General features: G+C 66.2%; 23 protein-coding genes, 1 tRNA gene and 1 pseudogene. 8 read left to right on the forward strand and 17 right to left on the reverse strand.

Features of this window, described 5'->3' with window-relative positions; genetic code table 11:
• Positions 1-98: 98 nt before the first annotated feature.
• The 8 genes from AB1446_12530 to AB1446_12565 all read right to left on the reverse strand — a co-directional run bounded on the left by AB1446_12530 (position 99) and on the right by AB1446_12565 (position 7,677).
• Positions 99-617 carry a hydrogenase iron-sulfur subunit gene (locus AB1446_12530; GenBank protein MEW6547713.1) on the reverse strand — a complete coding sequence of 173 codons (519 nt, stop codon included), beginning with the start codon at positions 615-617 and terminating at the stop codon, positions 99-101.
• Positions 618-690: 73 nt separating this feature from the next.
• Positions 691-1,563 (reverse strand): CoB--CoM heterodisulfide reductase iron-sulfur subunit B family protein, encoded by an 873-nt coding sequence (locus AB1446_12535; GenBank protein MEW6547714.1) that lies wholly within the window; start codon positions 1,561-1,563, stop codon positions 691-693.
• A complete protein-coding gene (locus AB1446_12540; protein ID MEW6547715.1) occupies positions 1,560-2,144 on the reverse strand; it encodes a 4Fe-4S dicluster domain-containing protein in 585 nt (194 codons plus the stop codon). The genes AB1446_12535 and AB1446_12540 overlap by 4 nt, the downstream gene beginning before the upstream one ends.
• Positions 2,145-2,204: 60 nt before the next feature.
• The gene (locus AB1446_12545) at positions 2,205-3,968 is read right to left on the reverse strand and encodes a 4Fe-4S binding protein (protein MEW6547716.1); all 1,764 of its coding nucleotides are present in this window, start codon (positions 3,966-3,968) and stop codon (positions 2,205-2,207) included.
• A 29-nt stretch (positions 3,969-3,997) separates the two neighbouring features.
• A complete protein-coding gene (locus AB1446_12550) occupies positions 3,998-5,914 on the reverse strand; it encodes an NADH-quinone oxidoreductase subunit NuoF (protein ID MEW6547717.1) in 1,917 nt (638 codons plus the stop codon).
• Positions 5,841-6,326: a (2Fe-2S) ferredoxin domain-containing protein gene (locus tag AB1446_12555; GenBank protein MEW6547718.1), complete on the reverse strand. Its 486-nt coding sequence runs from the start codon at positions 6,324-6,326 to the stop codon at positions 5,841-5,843. Before AB1446_12555 ends, AB1446_12550 begins: the two co-directional genes overlap by 74 nt.
• Before the next feature lie 48 nt (positions 6,327-6,374).
• Complete coding sequence (locus AB1446_12560; protein ID MEW6547719.1) at positions 6,375-6,824, reverse strand: NAD(P)H-dependent oxidoreductase subunit E; 450 nt, start codon at positions 6,822-6,824, stop codon at positions 6,375-6,377.
• Positions 6,825-6,828: 4 nt separating this feature from the next.
• Positions 6,829-7,677 (reverse strand): FAD-dependent oxidoreductase, encoded by an 849-nt coding sequence (locus AB1446_12565; protein ID MEW6547720.1) that lies wholly within the window; start codon positions 7,675-7,677, stop codon positions 6,829-6,831.
• A gap of 569 nt (positions 7,678-8,246) precedes the next feature.
• Between AB1446_12565 and AB1446_12570 the strand changes: the two genes are divergently transcribed.
• Both AB1446_12570 and AB1446_12575 read left to right on the forward strand, forming a co-directional pair.
• On the forward strand, positions 8,247-8,738 hold the full coding sequence (locus tag AB1446_12570) for an adenosine-specific kinase (GenBank protein MEW6547721.1): 492 nt from the start codon (positions 8,247-8,249) through the stop codon (positions 8,736-8,738).
• Positions 8,739-8,751: 13 nt separating this feature from the next.
• A complete protein-coding gene (locus tag AB1446_12575; protein MEW6547722.1) occupies positions 8,752-9,681 on the forward strand; it encodes a quinate 5-dehydrogenase in 930 nt (309 codons plus the stop codon).
• Between the two features lie 139 nt (positions 9,682-9,820).
• Here the strand turns inward: AB1446_12575 and AB1446_12580 are convergent.
• The 7 genes and pseudogenes from AB1446_12580 to AB1446_12610 form a co-directional block, all read right to left on the reverse strand.
• Positions 9,821-10,375, reverse strand: a pseudogene (locus tag AB1446_12580) (CPBP family intramembrane glutamic endopeptidase).
• Positions 10,376-10,614: 239 nt separating this feature from the next.
• Complete coding sequence (locus AB1446_12585; protein MEW6547723.1) at positions 10,615-12,294, reverse strand: ATP-binding protein; 1,680 nt, start codon at positions 12,292-12,294, stop codon at positions 10,615-10,617.
• Between the two features lie 76 nt (positions 12,295-12,370).
• A complete protein-coding gene (locus tag AB1446_12590; protein MEW6547724.1) occupies positions 12,371-12,595 on the reverse strand; it encodes a hypothetical protein in 225 nt (74 codons plus the stop codon).
• Positions 12,596-12,618: 23 nt separating this feature from the next.
• A complete protein-coding gene (locus AB1446_12595; protein MEW6547725.1) occupies positions 12,619-12,858 on the reverse strand; it encodes a hypothetical protein in 240 nt (79 codons plus the stop codon).
• Between the two features lie 81 nt (positions 12,859-12,939).
• Positions 12,940-13,380 (reverse strand): hypothetical protein, encoded by a 441-nt coding sequence (locus tag AB1446_12600; protein MEW6547726.1) that lies wholly within the window; start codon positions 13,378-13,380, stop codon positions 12,940-12,942.
• 29 nt (positions 13,381-13,409) lie between these two features.
• The gene (locus AB1446_12605) at positions 13,410-14,225 is read right to left on the reverse strand and encodes a hypothetical protein (GenBank protein ID MEW6547727.1); all 816 of its coding nucleotides are present in this window, start codon (positions 14,223-14,225) and stop codon (positions 13,410-13,412) included.
• A 199-nt stretch (positions 14,226-14,424) separates the two neighbouring features.
• Positions 14,425-14,997: a YdcF family protein gene (locus AB1446_12610; protein ID MEW6547728.1), complete on the reverse strand. Its 573-nt coding sequence runs from the start codon at positions 14,995-14,997 to the stop codon at positions 14,425-14,427.
• A 386-nt stretch (positions 14,998-15,383) separates the two neighbouring features.
• Between AB1446_12610 and AB1446_12615 the strand changes: the two genes are divergently transcribed.
• The 3 genes from AB1446_12615 to AB1446_12625 all read left to right on the forward strand — a co-directional run bounded on the left by AB1446_12615 (position 15,384) and on the right by AB1446_12625 (position 17,744).
• Positions 15,384-16,040 carry a molybdenum cofactor biosynthesis protein MoaE gene (locus tag AB1446_12615; GenBank protein ID MEW6547729.1) on the forward strand — a complete coding sequence of 219 codons (657 nt, stop codon included), beginning with the start codon at positions 15,384-15,386 and terminating at the stop codon, positions 16,038-16,040.
• Between the two features lie 2 nt (positions 16,041-16,042).
• The gene (locus AB1446_12620; GenBank protein ID MEW6547730.1) at positions 16,043-16,789 is read left to right on the forward strand and encodes a prepilin peptidase; all 747 of its coding nucleotides are present in this window, start codon (positions 16,043-16,045) and stop codon (positions 16,787-16,789) included.
• A 100-nt stretch (positions 16,790-16,889) separates the two neighbouring features.
• Complete coding sequence (locus tag AB1446_12625) at positions 16,890-17,744, forward strand: patatin-like phospholipase family protein (GenBank protein ID MEW6547731.1); 855 nt, start codon at positions 16,890-16,892, stop codon at positions 17,742-17,744.
• A 161-nt stretch (positions 17,745-17,905) separates the two neighbouring features.
• Here AB1446_12625 and AB1446_12630 read toward each other — a convergent pair.
• Positions 17,906-17,990 (reverse strand) — tRNA-Leu (locus tag AB1446_12630).
• Between the two features lie 171 nt (positions 17,991-18,161).
• On the opposite strand from AB1446_12630, the gene sleB reads away from it, so the two are divergent.
• The 3 genes from sleB to AB1446_12645 all read left to right on the forward strand — a co-directional run bounded on the left by sleB (position 18,162) and on the right by AB1446_12645 (position 21,468).
• Complete coding sequence (gene sleB, locus AB1446_12635) at positions 18,162-18,869, forward strand: spore cortex-lytic enzyme (protein ID MEW6547732.1); 708 nt, start codon at positions 18,162-18,164, stop codon at positions 18,867-18,869.
• 85 nt (positions 18,870-18,954) lie between these two features.
• Positions 18,955-20,391: a PepSY1/2 domain-containing protein gene (locus AB1446_12640; protein MEW6547733.1), complete on the forward strand. Its 1,437-nt coding sequence runs from the start codon at positions 18,955-18,957 to the stop codon at positions 20,389-20,391.
• Between the two features lie 309 nt (positions 20,392-20,700).
• Entirely contained in the window at positions 20,701-21,468 is a 768-nt protein-coding gene (locus tag AB1446_12645; protein MEW6547734.1) for a GNAT family N-acetyltransferase, read from the forward strand.
• Here the strand turns inward: AB1446_12645 and AB1446_12650 are convergent.
• Positions 21,447-21,980: a nucleoside deaminase gene (locus tag AB1446_12650; GenBank protein MEW6547735.1), complete on the reverse strand. Its 534-nt coding sequence runs from the start codon at positions 21,978-21,980 to the stop codon at positions 21,447-21,449. The genes AB1446_12645 and AB1446_12650 overlap by 22 nt on opposite strands.
• Positions 21,981-22,514: the final 534 nt, after the last annotated feature.

Raw genomic sequence — 22,514 nt, forward strand, 5'->3', positions numbered from 1 at the left:
AAGCCGCCCACCAGAAGGCAAACTTCAGCTTCTCCCGGGGGCGGGCCTCGCCGCCCGTCCCGCCCACGGCGTCCCCGGGCCGGTCCACCGCGTTCTGCTCACTCACCGCCCTCACCTCCTGCCGCCACCTCCACGTCACCACCCGGCATGGACGCCCGGTCGCCCGCCTCTACCCAGGCCACCTCACTTGACCAGTCTGGTTCCGGGAAGCAGCGGCGGGGCAGGGGACCGAGGTCCCGCACCTGTTCCACCATCTCGCTTACCACCTGCACCAGCTTGTGGCCCTCGCTGGCCGAGATCCAGGCCAGGCGGAAGCGGGAGGGGTGGATGCCGAACTGGGCCAGGGTGCGCTCCAGGAGGGGTACCCGGCGCAGGGTCTTATAGTTGCCCTGCTGGTAGTGGCAGTCGCCGGGGTGGCAGCCGGCCACCAGGACGCCGTCCGCCCCACAGGCGAACGCCTTGAGCACCATGGTGGGTTCCACGCGGCCCGAGCACATCACCCGCACGATGCGCAGGTTGGCCGGGTACTTCAGGCGGGAAACGCCGGCCAGGTCGGCTCCGGCGTAAGAGCACCAGTTGCAGAAGATCCCCACGATCCGCGGTTCAAAACCCGACAGCAGCTGGCCAGATGCACTCGTGCGGTCGGCAGCCAACGGTACCACCTCCTCAACTTGTGCGGTAGCGGGCGCCTCAGCCCACGTACGCCGCCAGCACCGGTGCCGGCAACACGATGTTTTTCTCCAGCCCCAACGAGCGGGGCTCAAGGCCCAGCGCTATCCCTATGAGCTGGGTCAGGAACAGTACCGGCACGTTGAAACGGGTACCGAAGCGTCCGTTCACGTGGCGCTGGAAGGCGTCCAGGTTGATCTGGCAGAAGGGGCACACCGTCACCAGACACTGAACGCCTCTGGCGGTGGCGCTCTCGAGGATCTTCCTGACCAGTGAAAGGGCAAGGCCGTCTTCGGAAAACATGAGTGATGCACCGCAGCAGCGGGTCTTGAAGGGGAAGTCTACGGCATCCGCCCCCAGGCTTGCCACCAGCCTCTCCAGGCGGGTGGGGAACTCGGGGTGGTCGATACCTTGAGGGCGCACTGTCTGGCAGCCGTAATAGCACCCGACGCGCAGCCCGGTCAGCTTCTTACGCACCCGGCGGGAGATGGCCTCCGGGCCGAGATCGTCCAGGAGGATCTCCGCCAGGTGACGCACTCTAACGCGGCCGCCGTACTCGAGTCCAGCGCTACGCAGCGCGCGCCTGAGCTGAAAGCTGAGGGCGGTGTCACGGGTGAAGACTGTGTGGGCCTTCCTCAGCATCAGGTAGCAGGAACTGCAGTGAGTCACCAGGTCCAGGCCCGCTTGCTCGGCGAGGGCCAGGTTGCGGAGGGAGGCACATGCCCCTTCAGCGGAGTCCAGGGCCCACATAGGGGCTGAACCGCAACAGTTCCAGTCGGCCAGCCTCCGCAGTTCGATCTCGAGCGGGGCGGCGATGGCGCGGGTAGAAATCCCGTACGCCACCCCAGTACCCTCATCACAACAACACCCGGGAAAGTAACTGTACGCCTTCATGCGCTGACGCCTCCTTGCGCCACGGTCAGTGCTGCTGGGGTCTCTGACTCCCCGCCCTGACGGAGTGCGCTCAGGATCGTGGCCAGCTCGCTCGCCCCTCTGGTGCGGGGCACCCGCAGGCTCAGGCGGCCCCGGCGAAACAGACTGATGGCGACGGGTAGCATCCTGAGGGCCTTCCCGGGCCGGCCAAGGAGGAAGTTAAACATGATGCCGAACTCGTGAGCCCGCCCATGCGCCTTCACCGATGCCCGGAAGGCCCGGTAGAAAGCCGGCGCGGGGCTGCGGTCGGCGATGAGCCCGAGCCGGGCTGCCAGTAGCTGCAGGGTATGCATGAGCTCGGTGGGCTGGATATCGCGCGGGCATCGCACGGTGCACATGTAGCATGAGGCACACATCCACACGGCATTGCTGTGCAGGACCTCCTGCACCATGCCGGCCCTGACCAGAGCGATCACCTGGCGCGGGCTGTACCTCATGGCAGAAACGCTTGGACACGAGGCTGAGCAGGTGCCACACTGTATGCACAGGTTAAACTTTTCCCCGCCGGGCAGTCGGTACAGTTCCTCCCTGAGGTCGTTCACGCCGATGCACCTCGCCTTCCTCACTTGGCTGCTGTACCCAAGCGCCTCGCCCGTCGGTGCTCAGGCCAGCACCCCCTCGATTTCGGCCAGAACCTGCTCGATGGTGAAGTGCCGGGGCTTGATGGCCCCGCTGGGGCAGGCCGCCGCGCACACGCCGCACCCCTTGCACAGGGCCTCGTTCACCCGCGACACCCTGGCTTCTTCCACGAAAGAGATGGCCCCGAAGGGGCACAGGGCGTTGCAGGACCTGCAACCGCCGCACACTTCCTCCTCTATCACGGCCGTGGTGGGTTCGATTTCCACCGTGCCCCGCACGGCATTGGCAAGGGCGCGGGCGGCCGCGGCCGAGGCCTGGGCCACCGTATCCGGGATATCCTTGGGGCCCTGGCAGCAACCGGCGATGAACACCCCGTCGCTCATGGTGGCCACCGGATCCAGCTTGGGGTGCCTCTCCAGGAAAAAGCCGTCGGCGCTGCGGCTGATGCCGAATAACCTGGCCACCTGCTCTGCATCGGCCTGGGGCTCCACAGCGCAGCTGAGGATCACCATGTCCACCGGGATGCGGCGCACCTTCCCCACCAGGGTGTCTTCGCAGAGGACGATGAGCTTACCCCGCTCGCCGGGTACCTCCGCCACATCGGTGACCTCTGCGGCGCGGCCCCGTACGAAGTTGACGCCTTCCTCCTGCAACCGGTTGTAAAACTCCTCGTATCCCTTGCCGAAGCAGCGCAGGTCGATGTAGAACTGGTAGACCCGCGCGCCGGGAACTTTCTCGCGGATGAGATGAGCATACTTCAGGGAGTACATGCAGCACACCCGCGAGCAGTAGCGGTGGAAGTGCTCGTCCCGGCTTCCCACGCAGTGCAGGATCGCTACGCCCTCGGGCACCCGGCCGTCAGCCAGCCTGATTTGCCCGCCCGTGGGACCGCTGGCGTGGTTGAGGCGCTCGAACTCCAGGCCGGTGAGGACGTCGCGGTAGCGGCCGTAGCCGTACTGGACCAGTTCGGTGGGGTCGAACTGCTGGTACCCGGTGGCCAGGATGATGTTGCCCACCTCGATTTCCTCGTACTCGTCCGCCATCTCGTGGTCTACGGCCTCGCGGTCGCAGAACCGCTCGCACACCCTGCACCTTCCCGTCTTGAAGTGGATGCACGCCTCCCGGTCGATGGTGGGGACGTTGGGGACTGCGTAGGTGTAGGGGACCCGGATGGCGGCGTTGGGGCCCAGCAGCGACTCCCCGTACACGAACTGGCGGCCCTGGACGTCTTCCAGCACGATCAATCCGGTGGGACAAACGCGGGCGCAGGCCCCGCATCCCACGCACAACTCTTCGGATATGCGGGGGAGCACGGTCACTTCCCGGTCAACTCCCCGCTGGGTGAAAGTGATCGCGCTGGCCCCCACCACCTCGTCGCACATGCGCACGCACAGTCCGCACAGGATGCAGGGCTCTTCCGCCTTGCCACCACGGAAGCGCGATCGGGGTACCCCGTACTCGCGGGCCAGGTCCTGCACGACGGGGGCATCGGGACAGCGCGCCAGGAGGAGTTCTATCAACATGCGACGGGCAGCCACCACCTGTTCGCTTCGCGTGTGCACCTCGAGTTCTGCCTCTACGGGGTAGGTGCAGGCGGTCACCAGAGACGACCTGCCCCGGCTGGTGATCTCCACCGTACAGAGCCGGCAGGCCCCGTAGGGGCTGAGCGCCGGATGGTAGCACAGGGTGGGGATCTCCACCCCGGCCCCCCGGGCTGCCTCCAGGACCGTCATGCCTTCGCGGGCAATTACCTTCCTGCCGTCGATATTCAACGCCAATGTGCTCAACAGCCGTCCCCCCTTCCCGTGCCACCCTCTCAGTCGCTGCCTGCCGCTACTTTGCCGGGCACCAGGGTGGCAGGCACCGGCTGGCCGGAAACCCGGGTTACCGCCCCGAAACGGGACGGGCACACGTCATAGCAGGTGCCGCAGCGCGTGCAGCGCGCCTGGTCGATCACGTGCACCTGCCCCTTACCGCCGCTGATCGCCTCCGCCGGGCAGTTGCGCAGGCAGATCATGCAGGCTTTGCACTTCTGGGGATCGATGTAGTACGAGGTGAGGGCCTTGCAGGCGAAAGCGGGGCAGCGCTTCTCCCTGATGTGGGCCTCGTACTCGTCCCGGAAATAGCGCAGCGTCGTAAGGACCGGGTTGGGGGCCGTCTTGCCCAGTGCGCACAGCGATGTACCGGCCACCGTCCCGGCCAGTTCTTCCAGCAGTTCCACGTCGCCTTCCTGGCCGCGTCCCTCCGTGATGTCGGTGAGTATCTCCCGCATGCGGCGCAGCCCTTCCCGGCAGGGAAGGCATTTGCCGCAGGACTCGTCGCACAAAAAGTCGGTGAAGTAGCGGGCCACCTCCACCATGCAGGAATCCTCGTCCATGACGATCATGCCGCCGGAACCCATCATGGAGCCCAGCTTGGTCAATTCGTCGAAATCCACGGGCACGTCCATGAGGCTCTCCGGGATGCACCCACCCGAGGGCCCGCCCGTCTGCACCGCCTTGAGCTTCTTCCCCTTGGGTATCCCACCTCCGATGCGGTAGACGATGTCCCGCAGGGAGATGCCCATGGGCACCTCCACCAGGCCGGTGTTGTTCACCTTGCCCACCAGGGAAAATATCTTGGTGCCCTTGCTGCCCGCCGTGCCGATGGAGGCGAACCAGTCCGCCCCCCGGTTGATGATCAGGGGCACGTTGGCCCAGGTCTCCACGTTGTTCAGGCAACTCGGCCGGCCCCAAACGCCGCTCACCACGGTGTGGATGTGCTTGGGTCGGGGCTCTCCCACCCTGCCCTCCAGGGCGGTCATGAGAGCGCTCGACTCCCCGGACACGAAAGCGCCCGCTCCCCGGTGCACCTTCACCGTGAAGTCGAAGCCGCTGCCCAGAATGTTCCGGCCCAGCAGGCCGTACTCCTCGGCCTGGCGGATGGCATGGGTCACGTTCTCCACCGCCAGGGGGTACTCGTGACGCACGTACACGTACCCCTGGTGCGACCCGATGGCGTACCCTCCGATGATGAGCCCCTCCAGCACGCCGTGGGGGTTCCCCTCCAGCAGGCTGCGATCCATAAAGGCACCGGGGTCCCCCTCGTCGGCATTAACGATCACATACTTGGGCTCGCCCGGCGCCCGCCGGCATTCCTCCCACTTGCGGCCGGTGGGGAAGCCCCCTCCGCCCCGGCCGCGCAGGCCCGACCGTTTGATCTCCTCGATGATCTCCTCGGGCGTCATGGAAGTCAGCGCTTTTGCCAGAGCGGAGTAGCCGCCCAGGGCGATGTAGTCGTCAACGCTCCGGGGATCGATGCGGCTGTTGTTCGCGATGAGTAGCCGGGTCTGGTGCTTGTAAAAGGGTACTTCGCTCTCCTTGACCAGGGTGACACCGGTCGTGGGATCGCGGTACAGCAGGCGGTCTACGATTTTCTTCTCGATCAGCGTCTGGGAGACAATCTGGGACACGTCCCCCGGCTTCACCTGCACGTACAAGATCTCGTCGGGGTAGATGACGACGATGGGACCCTTCTCGCAGAAGCCCGGACATCCCGTGGGGCGCAGATCCACTGCCTGCTCGAGACCCCTCTTGCGCAACTCCTCGGCAAAGGCAGAAACCACCTGCGCTGCCCCCACCGCCAGGCACCCGGTGCCCGCGCACACGGTCACGCAGGGCTTAGCAGGGTCCCGACGGCCCAGGATGTCCTGTCGCAAGGCCTCCAAATCCCCAGGTGACATGAGCCTTGCCATGGCCTAGTTCACCAGCCTCCTTCCGGGCCAGGACTTGGGAAAGGATGGCGGGGACGTGGGCCGGCTGCACGTCCAGGTAGCCTGTCTGAAACGGGAACACCATCACCACCGGGCCCCGCCGGCAGGGGCCCGTACACCCGGTCCGCACCACCTCCACCTCCGCCTCCAGCCCGCGCCTGGCTATCTCTTCTGCGAACGCGGAAACCAGCTCTTCAGCCTGATAGGGGGTGCACCCGTTGCAACACACCGCCAAGCGCGCCCGGCGCGGGTCCCTGGCGGCCCAAAGGGCCGCCCGCAACTCGGCCAGTTCCTCAAGGGACCCGAGCGGCATCGCCTTCCCCTCCTCCCTCGGCCGCCGCCCCGTGGGCAACCGCCACCCCGTGGCGGCAGCCCTGACTCCATCGCCCCCCACTGCGAACATCCTCCGGAGCAGTCCTCATCCGTGGAGCACCGCCAGGGACTAGTCGTACTGGCGGAGGACCTCCTCCACCCGGGCGGGGGTGACCTTGCCGTGGGTTTGCCCGTCCACCACCATCACGGGGCCCAGGGCACAGCACCCCAGGCAGTTGACCCTGTGCAGGGTGAATCTGGAGTCAGGGGTGGTCCGGCCGGCTTGCACCCCCAGCACCTGCTCCACCTTCTCCAGGATGGTCTGGCCTCCGCGCACGTGGCAGGCTGTGCCCAGACAGACGCTCACCAGGTGCCGCCCCCGGGGCACCAGGCTCAATGCCTTGTAGAAGCTGGCCACCCGGTATGGATACGTGCGCGGCACTCCCAGCCTCTGGCTCACCCGCTCGAGAACCTCGCCGGGGAGCCAGTTGTATTCGTTCTGCACATCCAGCAGAACCTGGATGAGACTCCCCTCTTCTCCCGTGTAGCGGTCCAGGATCTCTTCCACCCGGTCGACCATTCCCTTACCCCTCCCTGCGGCCATCACCAATGACCTTGATCACTGCCACGCCTTTGCGGATGCGGCGCTGGGTCGGCACCGCCACCGCGGGGCACATGTTCCAGCACACGCCGCAACCGTTGCACCTGTCTTCCCGCACGTAGCGGGCGCGCTTGCGGATCTTCACCTTGAAATTGCCCACAAACCCGGAGACCTCCACCACCTCGCTGTTGGTGAAGAGGTGGATGCGCGGGTCCCTGGCCACCGCGCTGAGCTTGGGGGTCAGGATGCAGGCCGCACAGTCCAGGGTGGGGAAGGTCTTGTCGAACTGGGCCATCTGGCCTCCGATGCTGGGCTGGCGCTCCACCAGGTACACCTGGTAGCCGGCGGCCGCGATCTCCAGCGCCGCCTGGATGCCCGCGATGCCGCCGCCCACGATGAGGGTCGCCGGGTTAACCGGGACCCGCCTGGTTTCCAGGGGCTCGTGCCAGGCCACCCGCCTCACTGCCGCCGTCACCAGCGCCCTCGCTTTGTCCGTCGCCTGCTTCCTGTCCACCGTGACCCAGGAGCAATGCTCCCTGATGTTGGCCATCTGGAACAGGTAACGGTTGAGCCCGGCCGCCTCGCAGGCCTGCCGGAAAGTGGGCTCGTGCATGTGGGGGGAACAGGCCGCCACCACCACCCGGTTCAGGCCCAGCTCGCGGATGTCTTCCCTGAGCATGTGCTGCGCAGGGTCACTGCACATGTGCTCGTGGTGACGGGCAACGGCCACCCCCGGCAGCCCCCGGGCATATTCCGCCACCGCCGCCACGTCAACCGTGCCCGCGATGTTCGTACCGCAGTGGCAAACGTACACGCCGGTCCTGGTCTCCACTTTGTGCCCTCCTCCGCCGCATCAAATGGGGCAGGGGCAGGCAAACCGCCAGGTTTTACCGTGCCCCTGCCATGGACCGTCCCGATATATGGGGGATGAGGCTCCAGCTCCAGGCCATGGCCTTTCCCTCTTCCGCCGTCAGGTACTCCCGGCCCTGCGGGCGAAACCGTCCCTGCTGCCCTCTCCCGTGCCTACTCCGGAACCAGCGCCGCTCTCACCGCTTCCCACCACGGGATTGCCACCGCTACCGGTCTGTCCGTTCCGTGAATTCCAACTTGCCGGTCAACTTGTGGTTTGGGTCACATTATACCGGGGAAGTATTGCAAAACCATGACATAGGGGGTGACGCCTATCACGAGTCACTTGAATCTCTCTGGCGATTTCCTCGCACATTCTGACACGGAGCCTTTGTGACCATCGAAACAAGGTCCCACGCGCCTCCCCCGCACCCAGCACAGCACCCGGCCCCCCGCCCTGGGCAGCGGGATGGCATGAAATGCCCGGCCAAGCAGGTTATGCTAAGCGTGATGCCGAATAGCACCGAGGATCTCACGCGAGGGGGTGGGCAAATGGCGGAAATCCGCTGGGACCTGGTACCCATCGAGAAACCCGAGGATGCCAACATCATCCTGGGGCAGTCCCACTTCATCAAGACGGTGGAGGACCTCCACGAGGCCATGGCCAACGCCGGGGGCAGTATCCGGTTCGGGATCGCCTTCAATGAGGCATCCGGCCCCTGCCTGGTCCGCTGGACGGGCAACGACCCTGAACTGGTGGAGATGGCCCGGCAGAACTGCCTGCGCCTGGGGGCCGGGCACATATTCCTGATCATCATGCGCCAGGGATTTCCCATCAACGTTTTGAACAGCATCAAGCAGGTCCCCGAGGTGTGCCGGATCTTCTGCGCCACCGCCAACCCGGTGCAGGTACTGGTAGCCGAGACCGGCCAGGGCCGGGGCGTGGCCGGTGTGATCGACGGCTTCCCCGTCCGGGGAACCGAAACGGAAGGGGACATTGCCGAACGCAAGGCCCTGCTGCGCCGGTTTGGGTACAAACTGTAAGGGGGCGCCGGCCTTGAAACGAATAGTAAGTGTTTCCCTGGGCTCCTCCAGCCGCGACCACGTGGCGGAAGCAGAAATCCTGGGCGAGCGGTTCCTCATCGAACGCCGGGGCACCGACGGGGACCTCCGCAAGGCGGTGGAGCTCATCCGCGAACTGGACGGCAAGGTGGACGCCTTCGGCATGGGAGGTACCGACGTGTACCTGGTGGTGGGAGACCGGCGCTTCCGCCTGCGGGCCAGCCGCCCCCTGGTGGAGGCCGCGCGGGTAACGCCCATGGCGGACGGCTCCGGCCTGAAGAACACCGTGCAGCGGCTCACCGTTGAATACCTGCAGGCGGAGCTCAGGTATCCCCTGGCCGGCAGGACCGCCTTCGTGGTGTGCGCCGTGGACGCCTACGGCCTGGCCGAGAGCCTGGACCGGGCCGGTTGCAGGTTGATCATGGGGGATTTCCTCTATACCCTGGGCCTCAACATCCCCCTGCGCACCATGAGCGGACTGCGGTGGGCGGCAGCCCTGCTGGCTCCCATCATCACCCAGCTTCCCATGAGCATGCTCTACCCCACCGGGCAAAAGCAAACGGAACGCCGCGCCCGGCCCCCCTTTACCCGCTACTACCAGGAGGCCGACATCATCGCGGGGGACTGGCACTACATCTACCGGCGGCTGCCCGACTCGCTGCCCGGCAAAGTAGTGATCACCAACACCGTGACGACAAAGGATGTGGAGGAGTTACGGCAGACGGGCGCGGAACTGCTGCTCACCACCACCCCCGAATTCCAGGGTCGCTCCTTCGGGACCAACGTTCTGGAGGCGATCTTCGTCACCCTGCTCGGGAAGCGCCCCCAGGAGGTGCAGCCCGGCGAATACGAGCGGCTGATGGCGGACATGGGATATCGTCCCCGGGTGGTGAGGCTGCAAGCATCCGGCCCGACCAATCCATGAGCCGGGGAAGCACCCACCAGAAGAGGGCCAGCTGGATCAGGTACGTGGAGGCCCGCACCACGGCCACAGGCACCCAGGGCGGGACAATCCAGGTGGAAACGGGACTGGCCAGCCCGCAGGCAATGGTCAGGTTGTAAAAGGGATGGGCCATGGCCGCGGGGAGGAGGGTCCCCGTGCGCCGCGTGATGACTCCCATGGCCAGGCCGAACCCGCCCGAAAACAGGACGTACATCAGGAGAGGCAGGGGCTGGGGCGGGAACAGGTGGTAGTTGATGTGGAATATCCCGAAGAGCAGCGCCTGGCCGAGGAGCGAGCCCAGCTGTCCCAGGGGCTGCTCCCACCTGCGCAGGAGGTAGCCCCGGAAGAACAGCTCCTCAGCGAAATTCCCCTGCAGAAACCTGAAGGTCAGCCCCAGAACGGCCAGACCGGCGACCTCGGGTTTCGCCCACCCCACCCGGAATGAGCCCACGAACACCAGGTCCGCCAGCAGGTAGGATGCCGTGATCAGCACCCAGATCCACAGGCAGGCCAGCAGCCCCAGTCCCAGTTGCTTCCCCAGCCCCGGGCGGCGCAACCCCAGGTCTTCCCAGTTCCAGCCCTCGTACCCCAGCGCCGCCGCCAGGGTGAGGACCAGCATGGGCCCTTTGCCCCAGATCTGCCCCGTGGTGCCGAATATGTACAGGCGCAAAGCCATGATGGCGGCGAACAGGCAAAGGGGTACCAGCACGGCCTGCGCCCGCGCGTCGCCCAACCCCCGCCCTCTCCCGGGGTCACGGCGGCGATACCACCAGAAGAATGCCACGCCGGCCCCTGAAAGCAGGTATTCGTAGGCAAGGGCAACCCTCAGGCCGCCCCTCGTGGCCGCCAGGAAATCCAGGATTCCCAGCAGCCCGTACCCCGCCAGCACAATGACCAGGAACCACCCGCCGGTTTTCAGACCCTGACCCCCATCTCTTCTTCCACGGCATCCAGGAAGGCCTGGTCGTCGGTGTACCGCCGCGCCTGAGCCAGGCAGGTTTCGATCACCTGCGCGCGGTGGCGATGGTCTACCCGGAACGTCCTGGCTGCCCGCAGGAAGTCGATCTCCTCCAGCCCGTCCGCGCCCCGATCGAAAGCCAGCCGCTTGGCACGGGTAACCAGTTCCTCAAGTTCGGCCCCCGAAAAGTTGGTGGTGAGGGGAACCACCTCCTCGGCCAGGAACCGGCGCAACCCGTCCTCGGGGATGGCCAGCGGCGGCCGCCGGCGCGAGGTGCCCGGCTTCAGCCCCAGGTGGACGAGGAGGATGTCCAGCCGGGCCGCCTCCCCGGGGTAAAGGAAGGGTATCTTGTAGTCGAAACGCCCCGTGCGCAAGAAGGCCTCGTCGAGCTGGTCGGGGACGTTCGTGGTCCCGACGATGATGGCCTCCCGGTCGGGTTTCCCCAGCCACTCCAGGAACTGGGAAAACACGCGCCGGGTTTCTTCCCCCGCGGAGTCGGTGGCCACGCCCCGGCGGCCGAAGCGGTCGATCTCGTCCACGAATACCACCGCCGGAGACATCTTTTCCGCCAGGGTGATGGCGTTCTTCATCTTCTGGCCCGACTCGCCCAGCCACTTGGAATAGATGTTTTCGGTCACCAGGTGGATGAAGGGGAGCTGCACCTCGCTGGCCAGGGCAGTGGCGAACAGGCTCTTGCCAGTTCCCGGCGGGCCGAAGAACAGGATGCCCTTGGGAAGGGGGAGGGCGTAGCGGCGGGCCCGATCCGCGTACTTGAGCACGTTGATGACGTACTTATGGATGAAATCCTTGATCACATCGTAGCCGCCGATGTCCCCGAAACCCAGGGCGGGCTCCTGCACCTCCAGGACGCCCGACTTCTTCACCAGTTCGGACTTAAGGTCCTTGATCACCCGCAGGTCGAAGCACTGGGTGCGGAAGTACGACTCCAGAAGCACGCTCTCCATCTGGTGCAGGTTCAGGCCGCCGGTGCCCATCACGATCTCTTCCACCCGGGCATCCTCCAGGGGGACTTCCAGCTCCCGGGCGGTGGTCCTCACCATATGGGCACGTTCCTCCCGGCTGGAGGGATCCACGGACACGATAACCGTCAGTTCCCGGGTGTAATCATCCAGCACGCGGTCGGCATCGGCCGTCACCAGGATGACGGTGGATCCCTTGGCGATCACGGCGGGGTCGATGGCCCACGCCCGCAGGGCGCTGCAAAGGCCCGTTTCGTGTTCCCGGTTCTCGGAGAGGTTCTGGATAATGAAACATGTGCGCCAGCTCTTGAGCTGGGAATCCACCTCTTTGAGGGCGGCCTTGAAGAATTGAAGCTGGATACCGGTGTCTTCCCGGGTACCCACGCGCTGGGCGAGGGGGCTCGCCCCCACTTTCTTGCGGAAGGGCTCGAACTGGGGACCCGAGGACGAATCCACCAGGCGGCCCAGCCCCTCCCACTGGTCGTACACGAAGATGTAGTCGTAGCGCGCCTCCGGCTGCCGCAACAGGTACTCCTTGAGCTGATGCAGCCGCTTGGGATCCGAGGTCTCAAAGACGATCACGGGCGAGTAGTTGCTCCTGCGTTTGAGCAAACCCCGCGCTATCCACCCGGTATCCAACTGGAGATACAGGGACAACTCTGGCCACCCTCCGTTCGCCAACCGCAATCCGGGCGATAAAACCCCGGTTCGCTCCGCGCCGCAACCCGCTCCCTCAGCCGCAAACGGCGCGCCGGCGCACCCGCAATACCAGGCCAAGGGCGCGCAGCCTGTGCTCCAGCGCCTCGACCGCCCCTTCCCCCGCCCGCTCGTACACCTCCAGGCCGGAAGGACCCACCACCACCTCGACGATGGAGGGTCTGACCTCTGCGGTGCCGCGAACGCCGTCCGGCACCTGCGGACGCCCGCACGCCGCCTGCCCGCATGCCGGCCTGCTCACGGGGTCCCCTGCCCGCGGGCGGCTCACCGGGTGCCCACCTGCCGGCGGGCCCCTTCCCGTTCTTCCTCGGGCTCCCTGGTCTCGGCGGCCGTCTCTTCCTCGGATTTCATCCTCACCTGCAGGGGGAGGGCCACCAGCCCCATGGACCGGAGGGCGCGGCGGAGCATCTCCGCCTCGTCCTCGCACTCCTTCCCCAGGAAACCGATGAAATCCACGGTGATCCGCCCCTGCCGGTCCACGGTCACCTGAATCTCGCGGGGCAACCCTTCACCCCCCATCATGAGCAGCACATTTCCCAAAGGCACCCGGCCATAGCACCGGGCCCGGGCCAGGCCGGCCCGGAATCACAGTGTCCCGCGCACGAGCACCAGCTTGCGATCGGGACCCTGGTCGGTGATTTCCTCCAGTTCTACCTGGTAGTTCATCTCCTGCAGGGCACGGGCAACGGCCAGGGCGCTGTAATTCTGCTGGATGGCCTCGCAGAGGCTGCGCACCACCTGCTCGTATCCCCCGTAGGCGTCGTACATGAACCGTACTTCTCCCGTTGCCCGGGAGACCTTGATCCCCAAACCCCGGGGGAACTCGGGGGTTATCAGAGCGAAGTCCACATCGTAATGTCGGCCAAAGTAATCAGCGATCCGGCGCGTGACCCGGCCTCCTTTTTCTTCGGCCACCGTCTCCACGGCCTGCCGCAGGATCTCCCATCCCGGCAACTGTTCAATGGACCGGCCCGGCTCCGGCTGTCCCAGACATATCTCCGTGCTGTAGGTGGCCACCTGACTCATCGGCCCCACCTCCTGCGCTCGCCAAAGCACTACTCCAGGCGGGTGGGCTCCTCGGACCGCAGATCCCGCCTCCGCCGCCAGTCGGTCAGACCCTGCCGGATGCGGAGCAGATCCTGGCGCAGGGCATCCCTCTCAGCATTCAGGGCTCCCTGACGCTGGCGCAACTCGTCCAGTTGCCGGTTGGGTTGGGCCAGGGTGCGGGCCAGAAGTTGCAGTTCCACCAGATATCCCTGGATCTGCAACTGCTCGCGGCGGACGGGATCCGCCTCCCCCACCATCAGGCCCTCCACTTCCCGCCGGCGCCGCTCCAGTTCCGCCTCGGAGAGGCCGGCCAGCTCCTGCTGCCACTGCTGCACCTTGGTAGCCCGGATGCGGGCCACTCCGCCACCCTGCTCCCACTTCTCCACCGCCGCCCGCAGCTGCCACTGCCGGTCCATCTTCTCCCGGTTGGCGTGCTCCACTTCTCGCTGCCGGGCAGCAAGCGCTTCCAGTTCCCTTTCCACCTCGGCGAGCCGCACCAGGCACTCGTCCTCGCGCCGCTTCCATCCTTCCAGTTCGTCCACGGTGGGCTTGCCCCGGGAGTGCTTCCAGACTTCAGCCATCACCGTCCCCAGCAGGATGAACAGGGGAACCGTGATGGCTGCGCCCGCCAGCACCTGGACGGTACGGCTGGAAGAGGGAAGCAGCGCCCGGGATATCACCTGGGCAGCCGCCGCACTGCCCGCGAACACACCTGCCAATCCTGCCAGACTGGACTTCGTGTAGCGGTATCCGGTGGCCAGGTTGACTGCCCCGGCTATAACCAGCCATATGAACAGGACAGCCCCGATCGCAATGTACCACACGGGAGTGTGCCCCCAGGTTACTATAACAAAAGAAGTGAGTTCCCGGCAAGGACGGCCGTGCCGGATTACCCGCCCCCGGCGATGCGCTGGTAGTATCTCCTGCTCCGCTGCCAGCGATACAGAGAACAAACGCCACGTGGTCCGGGCACGGGGGACAGGGGTGCCCGGCATCCGGGTAAACGCGCTGCGAGAGGCCGGCCTACATCTCGCCGCGCTGCTGGAGGGTGCGCACCTTTTCCAGTTCCCGGAATACCAGCCGCCTTCCCTCTTCAGACTGCCACCAGTTGTCCCGCCTTACCTCCGGACGCCCGTCCGGACAGCACAGAGCCCTTACCCCGGGGAAATAATGCTCGAAGATGAGGCGGGCCCGGCGCATGTGCAATGGTGCGGACACAAGGAGCACCGTATCCTGCGGCAAAAGCCCCAACTTCTCGAGCAATTCCCGCCCCATGGCGACGTTTTCCTCTGTGTTGGCGGAACGCATTTCCAGGATGAGATCTTCCCGCGCCACCCCCTGTTCCAGGGCCAGGCGGCCCAGGAATTCTGCCTCCGTCTGCCCCAGTTCCCGATTGTAACCGCCCGCTATGAGCACCCGGGGAGCCAGCCCCCGGCGGTACAGATCGGCAGCTCGCAGGGCTCGAGCCTCGTTGCGGCCCCCGAATACAAAGATGAGCTCGGCGACCGCCGGCTCATCTTCCAGGAACAGGAACTCAGTAATGTCCGCTATCGTCATCCCCTCGTACAACCTGGGGATGGGCCAACCCTTGATCAACCTGCACCACCGTCCCTTTCCAGTATTGGACTCAGGGGCTCACCGACGGGAAAAATCATCCTGGGGCAGGGAGGCTCCCGCCGGAATTGCGCAGCGTCTCCACCAGGGATCGGGCAAAACAACAAGGCAGCCCAGCATGATCACACCGGCTGCCAGCAGGAACCCTCGGAACGTACTCATTTCGTATGGCAATCACGCCACCCCCCGGGCGGCCTCCCACCGTGTATTTTCACCCTCACCTCCCGGTTTTCCTCCTTTCCCTGGCAGCAAATTGACCGGCCACCGGCCGGCACGTTAGAATGGGTACCACAGGGAGATGCGCCCACCTGGGGCAGCTGGGGTACATCCCCAGGACGGGTTCTCCGCATACGGGGGGTAGGCAGCAGGTGCACATCGAGGTCAAGTTCTTCGCCCTGGCCCGCGACCTGGCCGGGGCGGCGGAGACGGCCATCGACGTCCCGGAAGGGACCACCCTGGGCCAGGCCTGGGACGAGATAATCCGCAGACATCCCGGGCTGGCCAGGTACAGGGAAGAGTTCCTCCTCGCCGTCAACCGGCGGTTCGCCCCCCTGGATCGGGTGCTGGCGCCGGGCGACGTGGTGGCAGTCGTCCCCCCCGTCAGCGGGGGGAGCCACTACCGGGTAACCCCGGCGCCGCTGGAAGTGAGAGAGGCGGTGGATGCGGTACGGCACCCCGAAGCAGGTGCGGTGGTCATTTTCATCGGTACCGTACGTGAGTGGACGGGGGATACCCGGACCCTGGAGGTAGAATACGAGGCCTACCCGGAAATGGCGGAGGAACAACTGGCCGCCATCGGCGAGGAAATCCACCGCAACTGGGACGTGCGGGGCGTGCACATCGTACACCGTCACGGTCGGCTGCACCCGGGCGAGGACAGCGTTGTGATAGCGGTGTCAGCACCCCACCGTGCGGACGCCTTCGCCGCCTGCCGGCACGCCATCGACCGCATCAAGGAAATCGTGCCCATCTGGAAGAAAGAGACCACCGGGAGCGGCTCTCGCTGGATCCGCCAGGAGGGATGAGGATGCTGGCAGCGCTGGCCGGTGTGTTGGGCCTGGTGGTGGGAAGCTTCATCAATGTCCTCATATGGCGGCTCCCCCGGGGGGAATCGGTGGTGCGTCCCTCCTCGCACTGTCCCTCCTGCGGCCACCGGTTGGCCCCCCGTGACCTGGTACCCATCCTGAGCTGGGCGTTGTTGCGCGGCCGCTGCCGGTACTGCCGGGCTCCCATCCCGGCCAGCTACCCCCTGGTGGAGGCGGTGACCGGGGCGACTTTCGCCGCCCTGGCCGCCGTGCACGGCCTCCACTGGCGCACCGCAGGATATGCTGTCCTGGCCGCCATCCTCATCACCGCTGCCGGCACCGACATGAGGCTGCGCCTCATCCCCAACCGGCTCACCATCCCCGCCATCGCCTTCGCCCTGGCCTGGTCCGCCGCCGTGCAAGTCCCCCACCTTACCAGCAGCCTGCTGGGACTGGCCATCGCCGGGGGCCTGTTCCTGGTCATCGCCATGCTCAGCCGGGGCGGCATGGGCGGGGGCGATGTCAAGCTGGCGGCTGCCGTGGGGGCTTTCCTGGGCCTGCAGTACTCCCTCCTGGGCCTCTTCCTGGCCTTCATCTTCGGGGCCGTGGTGGGGCTGATCCTCATGGCCCTGGGTAAGAAGAGGAGGAAAGACTACATCCCCTTTGCCCCTTTCATCGCGGCCGGTTGCCTGGCCGCCATGCTCTTCGGCGATCCCATCCTCCACTGGTACCTCAGGATGCCCCGCTGACTGCGGCGGCCTCAGCGCCCCGCACTGGCGCCCGAGCGGGCCCCGCCTGCCATCACCCGGTACCACCGGTATTGCATAGCATACCTGCGAGGTGAAGCAGGTGAGCAAGAAATGGGGACTCGCCCTGGGCGCCGGCGGGCTGCACGGAATCGCCCACCTGGGGGTATTCCGGGCCCTGGAGGAGGCGGGGCTGCGTCCCGACCTGGTGGCCGGCACCAGCGCGGGAGCCATTGCGGCGGGCCTCTATACGGCGGGAGCCAAACTGCAGGATACAGCCAGTACGATCGCCAGCATGGCCACGCCCCAGATGCTTGACTTCGCCGGGGGATTGCGCAGTATGGTGCCCGGGGTTATCCTGACCCGCACCGGGATCATCCAGGGCGACCTGATCGAAAGCACTTTCGAGCGCCTCACCGGGGGACGCACTCTGGCGGACGCCCGGCCCCCCGTGGCCATCGAGGCAGTGGATATCGAGACAGGCGAACTGGTAATAATGTCATCCTTCGTGCCTTCGGGTCCCATGCCCCTGGCCCGCACCGTCTTCCTCACCGACGTCCGTCTCTCCCAGGCCATGCGCGCCAGCATGTCAATTCCCGGCGTGTTCGTGCCCAAACAACTGGCGGGCCGGATCCTGGTGGACGGGGGCGTGCGCGACATGGTCCCCACCGCAGTACTCAGGGCCATGGGGGCTCAGGTGGTGGCGGCGGTAGATCTGCTCTCCGGACAGGAGCAGCGGGTCGAGGTGAACGGCTTCGCACAGGTGATCATGAGGGCCCTGGGCCTCCTGGAACGCGAGATCGTCCGAGACCGCCTGGACACCTGGGCGGATGTGGCAATCACCCCGGTTTTGCCACCCCTTTCCTCGTTAGACCGCGAAGCCATCGAGCAACACATCCGCCTGGGCGAGGAGGCCGCCCGCGCCAGCATCCCCCGGATCCTCCGCCTCCTCCGCTAAGCCTGCAGCCCACACACTGCGGCAAAACAGGCACCCCCCTCTGTCTGGCTCCGGTCGTCCAGTACCGAGGGGGGCCATTTGCTGAATCCATACGGCTGGGGCTCCGATGCGCCTTGCTTTGCCGGGCATTCTCGCCCCGAAACCGTTCATAACCGTGGCTTTGGTGTCGGAGGGGGGACTTGAACCCCCACGGGATATCCCATACGCCCCTCAAACGTACGCGTCTGCCAGTTCCGCCACTCCGACACCTGCGTTCCAAGGAACATTATAACACGGGACTTTGCCCTGTCAACGCCAGCTCGGCTCCAAGTACATTCACCATGGCAACCGCAAGGCGAGGAATGAAAATGAAGCGGTGGCGCACGCTAACAAAGCGACGGGAACACCGCGCTACGATTGAGGAGGACTGCACCGGCCATGAACGGAGCAGGAGAACCCTCGTGGAAGCGGCGCGCGCTGGCGGCCGGGCTGGGGCTGTTGCTGGCGGTGGGTGCTTCAGCCCTGACGCTGGTGGGGGATGCATCCGCCCAGCCGACCATCGGGTGGGGCGACACCGGCCCCTGGGTGGTGAACCTGCAGTCACGACTGAGCGAGTGGGGATATTACTTCGGGCCCATCGACGGATATTACGGCTATCAGACGTATGCCGCAGTGGTGTACTTCCAGCAGACCAATGGACTAACACCGGACGGTATCGTGGGTCCTGCCACCTGGGCCGCTCTGGGCCTGGCCGCGCCCGCGCGGTACACGGTTTCCCGCGGGTATTCCCGCTCCGATGACGTCTACCTGCTCGCCCGCATCATAGCCGGCGAGGCAGAAGGCGAGCCGTTCGAGGGAAAGGTGGCAGTGGCGGCGGTGATCCTGAACCGGATGAAGAACCCCAGGTTCCCGGGTAGCCTCTCGGGCGTAATTTTCCAGCCTGGCGCCTTTGAATCGGTGGACAACGGACGGATCTGGTACACCCCCATCACCAATGAAGACATCCAGGCCGCTCAGGCGGCGCTGAGCGGATGGGACCCCACATACGGCAGCCTCTACTTCTGGAACCCAGCCAAGCCCGTCAACCCCTGGGTGTGGAGCCGGCCGGTGGTGCGCTGGATAGGAAGCCATGTCTTTGCCCGTTGACGTCCGGGCCAGCATGCCGGGGCAGATTGGTAGGCCGGGAGGACCGGGAGGCTGGGGAGACAAAAGCCCCTGGGAGGATGCCTGAATGGAACGGCGGCGTGACATATTGAGGTGGTCTCTCATCGCCCTGCTGGCCGTGGCGGTGGGGCTGGGGATCCCGTGGGTGGCCAAACAACACCTGGCCCTGACCAGGGCCCAGGCAGCCCTGCGGGCGTCCCGGCAGATGGCCTACTCGGGGTTCCTCACCCAGGTGGAGAACCTGGAGGTGTTGCTGGCCAAGGCCCTGGCCAGTTCTGCCCGTGATCGGCAGATCATGCTCCTTTCCCGTATCGCGGCCGAGGCGGACGGTGCAGGTCTCAACCTGGCCCAACTCCCCTCGGCGGGGCACGATCTGGGGGTGGCCCAGAAATTCCTCAAGCAGGTAAGCGGATACTGCCAGATCCTGGCGCAGCAGCTCGTGCGGGGACAACCCCTTTCACCGGACCAACGCAACATCCTAGCTGACCTGCATAACCTGGCCGGTCAGGTAGCGCAGGCCATGCATTCTGCAGGCCGACCCACCACCTCATCTCCCGGCGCAGCGCACGCCCAGGCTGCCGAACAGGGAACCACCGAGGGCGCCCCCAGCCCGGAGGTTATCCGCAGCTGGCTGCAGGCGGCAGCCCGCCAGCTGGAAAGCTTCCCCGGCCTGGTATACGATGGTCCTTTCTCCGAACACCTGGAGCAACTCAAGCCCACCCCGCTTCCCGGGGCCCCCGTGAATGCCACCCAGGCGGCCACGCTCGCCCGCGCTTTCCTGGGGCTGGGACCGGAGGTGAGGCTGGCCGGCGTAAGTGCGGTCACCGGGCCCGTGCCCGCCTACTCCGTACGCTTCCGGCCTGCGGGAACCAACCGCGAAATAGTGGTGGACGTCAGTCAGGCCGGTGGTCACATCCTGTGGATGCTCGACCAGCGCACCGTCGGTACCCCCACCATCGACCGGGCCCGAGCGCTGCACGTGGCCACGGACTTCCTGCGCACGCGCGGCTTCCCTCCCGCGGTGGTGACGGGCTGGCTGCGGGAAGGAGATCAGCTAACCTTCTCTTTTGCTCCCCTGCTGCGCCCCGATGGTTCCCTCCCCGACTGGCCTGCCGATACGGGAGCTCCGGCACCGGCGGGGACCATCGTTATGTACCGCCAGACCATCAAAGTGAGGGTGGGGCTGGACACAGGACGCATATCGGGCCTGGACGCCGTCGCTTACTGGCAGCAGAGCGGGGTACGCAAGCTTCCGCAGCCCAGGTTTGCCCCCGATGAAGCTGCGGCCCTGGTCAATCCGGGCATGAAGGTGCAACGGGTCTCCCTGGCCCTGATCCCCATCGGTGCCGACCGGGAGGTACTCACCTATGAAGTGCAAGCAAGCATGGGCGGTCAGGACGGGGCCCCCGGAGACGTCTTCCTGATCTACTACAACGTGGAGTCCGGCCGCGAAGAAGCGATATTCCAGTTGCAGGAGAATGAAACCGTACGCCTCGCCATGTAGGGTCACCAGACTCCGGTGATAGACAGGCAACCGGCGTCTCTGCCACAGGGGAGGAAGCCGCCCGCTCCGCGGGGAATAAGCGGAGGCGGTGGTGTGTTCATGTACTTTACGTCGCACGCCCTGGTGGGAGCGGCACCGGGAACCAGTACCGGTTCGCCCGGCGGAGCAGTGGTGGCGGGGCTCTTCTCACCCCTCTCGCCCTGCTATTCCTCGTGACCCGGTGACACCCTCCCGGGGATTTCGGCTGCCGAGCGCCGAAAGGGCAACGCCAGGTTCCGCCCGCCGGTCGGTTCGCAAGGGGGGTGGAGTATGTTCGAAGTGAGAGAGGTGGCGGCGGCTGCGATCGACGAGGTCAACCGGATGTGCCTGCCGGCCGGCCTCAAGGAGGGGCCCGCCCTGGACGCGGTATTACAGCGAAGCGCAGCGGCGCACGCGCAGGCGGAGGCAATGGGGGCCAGGGTTTTCGGAGCGTTTCTGAAGGGAAGGGCGGTGGGGCGTGTCGAGGTAATGCCGATCGAGGCCGCTCCCCTGCCCCTCGAAGGAAGCAATCTGTGGGTGATCCGCTGCCTGTGGGTACTGCCCCCGGCGGAGAGAAAGGGCATAGGCAGGGCACTGCTCGGCCGCGCCCTGGATGCGGCCCGGGGCTCGGCCGGCGTGGCCGCCCTCACCTTCCCCGACTGGATCCCGGTTTCCTTTTACGAGAAGCACGGGTTCAGGACCGTGGAGACGCGCGGGGATCACATCCTCCTGCTCAGGGCGAACAACCCGGCCGCACGCGTATCCCTGGCACCGGCGCAAAGGGCGCCCCGGGGGACCGATTCCGCCGTCCACGTGGAAGCGGTTCTTTCCATGCGGTGCCCGTGGCTGATGCTCACCTACAGGCGCATGCTGGACATTGGCCGCGAAATGTCATCCCGGGTAGTGACGACCGAACGCTACATTAGCAACCGGGCGGATGCCCTCGCCTTCGGAGAAGAGAATATCTACATCGACGGCCGGCCCCTGGAAGGGGCACCGAACTCCGACACATTCCGCCAGCAAGTGCGGCAGCAACTTCAGGCCAAAGGACTCGTCTGACCGCCCGGCTCTGCGGTCGACACCTCGGGTGCGGGCTCGAGCACGTCGGGCCTGCCTCGGGCCAGCCAGTACCGGGCATGGAGATCCGCACACTCCTGCGCCAGGACCGGGTCCGGGCAGGCCACCACCTCCATGCCATCGCGGTGCCTGCGCATATAGGGGTTGGCCCCGAGCAGGTCCGCAGCGCCCGCGCGGCGGTCCGGCGCGGCCCAAACCAGTCCCCCCAGGTGCAGCATGACCGCCATGCCCAGACACATGGGGCAGGGCTCCACGGTGCTGTAAAGCGTCCAGTCCGAGCGCGCCTCCGGGCCCAGGCGGGAAATGGCCCGGCGCAGGGCTACCACTTCGGCGTGGGCGGTGGGGTCGCGCCGGCGGGCCATCTGGTTGTGACCCCGGGCGATGATCCGGCCTGACCTGTCCACGATGACCGCACCTATGGGGATCTCACCCTCGGCCCAGGCCTTCCGGGCTTCTCGTAACGCCTCGGCCAGGAACCTGCGGTGATCCGGCAACTCATCGCCCCCCGGGGGACGTTCGCCCCGGACCGCTTCTCCTCCTGCTCCTGGCCGCCCGTCCGCTGAAGGACACCAGCCGCCCGCCCAGCATCACCCCCAGGTGTTCGCAGTAGTCGGCCTCGTCCATGTAGTGGGTGGTAACCAGAACGGTGGTACCGCCGTCGGCCAGGTCGTAGATCAGATCCCAAAACCGGCGGCGGGAGCCGGGGTAATGAAGCCGCGGGACACTTGACAAGGGTGGGGGGAGAGGTGTAACTTAGCGTCAACAACCCCATATCGCCCAGAGGCGGGGAACGAGACTAGTAACCCCGAAGCGAGGCGCAGAGAGCCGGGGGAAGGTGCAAGCCCGGTGCTGAGCTCGGGGCGAATGGACTCGGGAGCTGCAGGCGAACGGCTGGTAGTCTAGTAGCTTTTGCCGGAGGGGCACCGTTAGCGAAGCCCAGGGTATCGCCGTGGTCCGGCCGTACCCGTCAGAGATGGTCAGCCGCCACGGGCGGCGACCAAGTAAGGTGGCACCGCGAAGGTTCCGAC

The sequence above is a fragment of the Bacillota bacterium genome (assembly GCA_040757085.1).
GTDB lineage: Bacteria > Bacillota > Sulfobacillia > JACIYH01 > JACIYH01 > JACIYH01.